General features: G+C 60.1%; 8 protein-coding genes. 5 read left to right on the forward strand and 3 right to left on the reverse strand.

What is annotated here, in order from left to right:
• The 3 genes from ACIQ47_RS14290 to ACIQ47_RS14300 all read right to left on the reverse strand — a co-directional run.
• Positions 1-982: acyl-CoA dehydrogenase family protein (locus tag ACIQ47_RS14290; RefSeq protein WP_396438748.1), on the reverse strand; the 982-nt coding region annotated here is incomplete at its 3' end.
• A gap of 32 nt (positions 983-1,014) precedes the next feature.
• Positions 1,015-1,812 carry an alpha/beta fold hydrolase gene (locus ACIQ47_RS14295; protein WP_396438742.1) on the reverse strand — a complete coding sequence of 266 codons (798 nt, stop codon included), beginning with the start codon at positions 1,810-1,812 and terminating at the stop codon, positions 1,015-1,017.
• A gap of 139 nt (positions 1,813-1,951) precedes the next feature.
• The gene (locus ACIQ47_RS14300) at positions 1,952-3,037 is read right to left on the reverse strand and encodes a peptidase M29 (protein ID WP_396438743.1); all 1,086 of its coding nucleotides are present in this window, start codon (positions 3,035-3,037) and stop codon (positions 1,952-1,954) included.
• A gap of 95 nt (positions 3,038-3,132) precedes the next feature.
• Between ACIQ47_RS14300 and ACIQ47_RS14305 the strand changes: the two genes are divergently transcribed.
• From ACIQ47_RS14305 to ACIQ47_RS14325, 5 genes are all read left to right on the forward strand, one after another.
• On the forward strand, positions 3,133-3,693 hold the full coding sequence (locus tag ACIQ47_RS14305; RefSeq protein ID WP_396438744.1) for a flavin reductase family protein: 561 nt from the start codon (positions 3,133-3,135) through the stop codon (positions 3,691-3,693).
• Positions 3,690-4,139 (forward strand): MarR family winged helix-turn-helix transcriptional regulator, encoded by a 450-nt coding sequence (locus tag ACIQ47_RS14310; protein ID WP_396438745.1) that lies wholly within the window; start codon positions 3,690-3,692, stop codon positions 4,137-4,139. The genes ACIQ47_RS14305 and ACIQ47_RS14310 overlap by 4 nt, the downstream gene beginning before the upstream one ends.
• 180 nt (positions 4,140-4,319) lie before the next feature.
• The gene (locus ACIQ47_RS14315) at positions 4,320-4,709 is read left to right on the forward strand and encodes a type II toxin-antitoxin system RelE/ParE family toxin (RefSeq protein WP_396438746.1); all 390 of its coding nucleotides are present in this window, start codon (positions 4,320-4,322) and stop codon (positions 4,707-4,709) included.
• A complete protein-coding gene (locus tag ACIQ47_RS14320) occupies positions 4,690-5,043 on the forward strand; it encodes a transcriptional regulator (RefSeq protein WP_396438747.1) in 354 nt (117 codons plus the stop codon). The genes ACIQ47_RS14315 and ACIQ47_RS14320 overlap by 20 nt, the downstream gene beginning before the upstream one ends.
• 37 nt (positions 5,044-5,080) lie before the next feature.
• The gene (locus tag ACIQ47_RS14325) at positions 5,081-5,398 is read left to right on the forward strand and encodes a MarR family winged helix-turn-helix transcriptional regulator (protein WP_396438749.1); all 318 of its coding nucleotides are present in this window, start codon (positions 5,081-5,083) and stop codon (positions 5,396-5,398) included.
• Positions 5,399-5,696: the final 298 nt, after the last annotated feature.

Consider the following 5,696-nt stretch of genomic DNA (forward strand, 5'->3'; position numbering starts at 1 on the left):
ACAGGTTGCGGGTTTGTTCGAGCTTGATGAACATCTCAGCCAAGGCAATTTGCTTGGTCGCAAACTGGCGGCGCTTAACGGGGCCAGTACCCGGAATCTCGCCACGCAAATACGCCACGGTGAAGTCATACGCCGCTTGCGCGATGCCCATGTAGGTGGGCGAGAGCGTCATGAACATGTGCGGCCAGCGGCTGGCGGCCTGAAAGTACAGACCCTGCGGCATGAGCGCCGCGTCTTCGGGTACGAACACGTCTTTGAAAATCAGATTGCGTGACACGGTGGCGCGCATGCCCAGAGGGTCCCAGTCGCCTTCGATCGTCAGGCCCGGCGCGGTGCGGGGTATGGCCAGGTACAGGGTGTCGCGGCGCGAGAGGTCGGTGCCCTCTTTCTTTTCGGTGCACAGCACGCCAAAGTAATCGGCGGCGTCGGACAAAGAAGCGAAGATTTTTTTGCCATTGACCTTCCAGCCGCCATCTACCTTGACAGCCAAGGTGCCGAAGGGTTGAGCCCCCGAGGCCGCAGCGCCACCTTCAGAAAAAGGCTGCGCGTAAATCGCGCCGTCTTTCACCACGCGGGCAAAGTGCGTGGCCTGGTGCTTGCGGTGGGTGGCGCGCTGCTCGGGCGTCATCTCCAGGTCTTCAGACAGCAGGCCGCTCCAGAGCATGGTGCAAACGTGCATGTTGAAGGTGAGCGCCGTGGCACCACAGTAGCGACCGATCTCGGCCGAGACCATGGCATAGGTGGCGTAGTCGGCACCTTGGCCGCCATGCGCTTCGGGCACACACAGCGCCAGCAAGCCGGCGTCGCGCATGTCGTCGTAGTTGGCGAATGGGAACTGCGCGTCGCGGTCGAGTTGCGCGGCGCGGGGGGCAAATTTGTCGCGGCCCAGCTGGCGGGCCAGGGCCATCAGCTTTTGCTGTTTTTCGGTCAGGGGGTAATCGTCGCCACAAATCGGCATGACGGAGGGCATGGTGTTCGGCATGGCGGTTTGCTGGGAGTTGGCTTGCACGGCGGTCATGGTTGCAGGTCCTTCAAGAATTTTTCGAGTTCGGCGTTGAACGCCTCGGGCTGTTCGTCATGCAGCAAATGGCCTGCGCCCGTCAGACAGGCGTAGCGCGCACCAGGGATCTTTTGCGCCATGCGTTCCATCACGGTGGGCGGCGCGGTGCGGTCGTGTTCAGCGGCCAAACACAACACCGGCACGGTGAGGGTGGGCAAGGCGGCGCGTTGCTCGAACTGCACCAGCGCATGCAGGGCGGCGCGGTAGGTGGCGGGCGGCACAGCAGACATGCTTTGGTGCGCCGACTTCAGATGGGCAGAGATCGTGTGGGCAGCATCGCCACCGGGTGCGGCCATGGTGGGGATCAGCTTGTCGGCAATGTCGCCCATGGTTTTGCCTGCTTCCAGCGGGGCCAGGCGCTGCGCCAAAAACTGCTTTTGGAAATCACCGTCGCTGTGGCCAAAAGCGGGGCTGCTGGCGGCCAGCAGCAAGCCTGCGATGCGCTCTGGCTTTTGCGTCCAAGCTTGCAAGGCGACCATGGCCCCCATGCTGTGACCCACCAACACGGCTTGATCGATGTGCGCCGCGTCGAGCATCTGCCAGAGGACTTGCGCCAAATGCGCGAAGTCATAAGGAGTGACCATGGCGCTGTCGCCATAACCGGGCATGTCCCAGGCCAGGCTGCGCCAACCCATTTGGGCCACATGCGCTTGCTGCGGTGCCCAACCCTGCCTGCCACCGCCCACGCCGTGCAGAAACACCACGGCAGGCTGTGTGGGCAAGCCCACGTCGGTGAATGCAGGCGTGCTCATCAAAGGCCTCTCTCAAATATCCGCTGCATACCCCATCTCCTGTGGGAGGCCGCCCCTGCGGCCGAATGACTGAAGTGGCTGCTATCGAAATTCGCGAGCAGGGGCTCGCTCCCACAGGGAGATGCCAGTGCCAGCACGCTCATTGGAGGGAACCCATTTGCACCACACCCGCGTCCACCACCACCGTGTCGTCCAACCGGATGGTGCAGCCGCGCATGGGCAAATCGAAATGGCCCAGCGTGTGGCGGCCTGCCACCTCGTTGGCCCCGGTCGAGTACAAAAAGTTGCCCGCAAAGGCGCGCAGCTCGGTGCCGTTGCAGTCGCGCTTATCATAAAACGCCATCGCGTCCCAGCGCGCCGCCGGGTTCAGGCCAAAGCCCACATGCGAGACGGCGTAGCAAGCGCGGTGACCCTCAAAGTCTTCCCAGGCCTTGTAGTAGCCGCGCATCATGTCCACATCCACGCCCTGCCCGTCGATGGCGACCACGCTGTCGTTTTCGATGGTCAGGCGGATCGTGTCGCGCAGGTATTGCTTGAAGGTCAGGTTCACATCACCCGGGGCCATGACCAGCGTGCCGTTGACGCTGCCCGCCGCCGGGAACGCCAGCGCCAGGCCCGCAGGCCAGTGCGAGACCATGCCCGGCTTGGGGCAGAAACCCCACACACCGCCGACCACCGCTTGTTGGTCGCCATGCTTCAGGTTCACGCGCAGGTCGGTGCCAGCCGCAGACGTCACATGCATCTGCTGCGCAGCGCGGAGCTTTTTCATAGCCGAGCGCACCACACCTTCGAGCGCCGGATCGGGAACGGTGCGTTCCAAAATTTCGGGGTGCTCGTTCGACACCATCAACAGGCGCGGCATGTGCCCGTCCATGCCCTTCATGATGGTGGGCAGCTCGGGGGCATGCAGCAAGCCCTCGACTGTGCAGTCCACCACCATGTCGGCGCGGGCCAGCGCGGCCACCACGGGGCCCAGCTGCCCAATCGCGTCGCTGGCGCCTGTGGAGCGCACTGGCGCGGGGGCGGTCAGGGGTGGCGTGGTCAACGTCAACTCAAACACCTTGGCCCCCATGCCCTCCAGCGCGAGGCGGACCAAGTCCACGTTGACCCGGCGTGATTGGGTTTCGGCCAAAATGGCGACCACCTCACCGGGCTGCACCTTGCACAGCGTGAAGGTGCGGGTAAACGCCGCGAGCCACCTGTTTTCGATTCGTTCCACCAGCATGCTTGTCTCCTTGGCCTGCAGTGCTGAACGGCTCACCTGCAGGCATGAATAACCAGTTTATATGAAAATTCATGCAATTAAACTATGATGAACCCATGCACCCAGCCCCCCCACCTCACATCAAAGCGCTGAGCCCAGACTTTGAAACGCCGCATTTCAAACAAGCACTGTCGCGCTTTGCCACGGGTGTGACCGTCATCACCACGTTCGCGCTGGGTGCACGCAAGGGCGATTCGGCCAGCAGCAGCTTTGTGGGCATCACCGCCAGTTCATTCAACTCGGTGTCGCTCACGCCGCCGCTGGTGCTGTGGAGCCTGGGGCAAGGCGCCAGCAGCGCACCGCTGTTCCATGCGGGCACGCATTACGTGGTGAACGTGCTGGCCGCCGATCAGCTGGATGTGTGCAACCGTTTTGCCTTCGGCAAGGGCGACCGCTTTGCCGACACCGCTTACACGCTGGGCGAGTCGGGTTTGCCCATTTTGGATGGGGCGTTGGCCTGGTTTGAATGCCACAACCGCAGCCGACACGAAGAAGGCGACCATGTGATTTTTGTGGGCGAAGTGGAGCGCTGCGGCTTCAGCGACGGCACGGCACCGCTGGTCTACCAAGGCGGGCAGTTCAGTTCTACGGCACCTCTGAACAAACCACTGCCATGACCCCCGAGCCAGGCTTTGTCGACGACTACCTGGCCTACTTGCTGGCGCGTGCCAGCCATTTGATTTCGAGCGAATTCCACGCCGTGGTTGAGGCCAGTGGCCTGAGCCTGATGGAGTGGCGCGTCATGGCCAGCCTGTCCGGCAAAGACAGTTTGAGCATCAACGAACTCGCCAGCATCGTGCTGTCCAAACAACCCACCGTGACCAAGCTGGTGGGCCGCATGCAAGACGCCGGGTGGGTCAAGCGTTGCGACGCCGCACACGACAAACGTCAAAGCCTGGTGAGCCTCACGGCCGCAGGTCGGCGCAAAGTGTTACCCCTGCTGAAGCAGGCCAAAGCGCACGAAGCGCAGGTGGTGTCAGCGCTGGGGGCGGAGCCGGCGCATCAACTCAAACTCATGTTGGAGAGCTTGATTGCGGCGCATGGCAGTGCAGGGGAACACTGAGCGGCTTTAGGCTTTTTTAATTGGCTGTTTGGAAGCGGATTTTTGCTGCAGAGCGCTGTTGTGAATTGGTTGAAGTTCAATTCACCGCAAGCCAGACGCCTTCAGGTGAAAGGTGAATGTCATATTCGAAATCACCCAAATGGAATTGACTACATATGTCTTTAAGTCCATAATTTGCCCATGACTTGGATCGTTCTTTTCCACGATGCTTTCGATGCTGAGTTCGAAGCCTTGGAGGAAGGGCTTCAGGACGAACTCTTAGCGCATGCCAAGTTACTGGCTGCGTTTGGTCCTGATCTGGGGCGACCTACAGTCGATACCCTGAAGGGTTCACGACACACCAACATGAAAGAACTTCGGTTTTCTTGGAATGGTCAGGTGTGGAGGGTGGCCTTTGCCTTCGACCCTCAGCGACAAGCGATTTTGCTGGTCGGCGGCGACAAAGGTGGCGCAGATCAGCGCAGGTTCTACAAACGCTTACTCACAGTGGCCGATGCGCGTTACGACAATCATCTGGGTACTTTGAATCAACCAACAAAGGAGTCCAAACATGGCCAGAAAACTCGATGACGTGATGGCTAAGCTGCCCAAAGATCGGAAAAAACGGGTGGAAGATCGAGCCTTGGAATTGGCGACGCTCAAAGATTTGCGCCATGCCGTGCAGCAAACCCAAGAGCAAATGGCTGCCGCCTTGGGGGTGCGTCAGGACACAATTTCTCGTCTGGAAAAGCGCAGCGACATGCTTCTATCGACAATGCGTCACTATGTGGAAAGCATGGGTGGAAAACTGGAACTGGTGGCCAAGTTTCCTGATCGTCCGTCCGTGGTGATTGACCACTTGGGAGGAGACGTCACGCTCAACAAGCGCGCAAGTGCTGCTCGCCGAGCACGGGCCTCGGCCTGAGTATGACCGACCGCTCCCAGCCTAAACCGTAGCCAGCCTGTCGGGCAAAGACAGCTTGAGCATCAACAAACTCGCCAGCACCATGCTGGCCAAACAACCCACCGTGACCAAGCTGGTGGGCCGCATGCAAGACGCCGGGTGGGTCAAGCGTTGCGACGCCGCACACGACAAACGGCAAAGCCTGGTGAGCCTCACGGCCGCAGGTCGGCGCAAAAAGCAGCCCCTGCTGAAGCAAGTTAAAGCGCACGAGGCGCAGGTGGTGTCTGCTTTGAGCAGGGAACCGACCCATGAACTCAAGCGCATGTTGGAGAGCTTGATTGCGGCGAATACAACTGCTGGCGAAAATGTGGTTTGAATCGTGAAAGGAAACACTCATGACCAACGCATGCAAGAGTATCCAACAAGGCTTGACTGAAGCCATTGCACATGCCAAGACCAAAGATACAAAAACCACTGGCGTGAAGTTGTACCAGCCTCATGTCATCAATGTGTCGGACCTGCGACAGCGACTGAATATGACTCAACAATCACGGATTGGAATGCGGGCAAATCCAAGGATTTGGCACTTTTGCTGTATGAAGCCATGTCCAACCTGTTAATGCACTCCGGCGCAAGCCAGGCTTATTTTGAAATCACCCAGCAAGACCAGGCTA

It is taken from the genome of Limnohabitans sp., assembly GCF_044373035.1.
Classification (GTDB): domain Bacteria; phylum Pseudomonadota; class Gammaproteobacteria; order Burkholderiales; family Burkholderiaceae_C; genus Limnohabitans_A.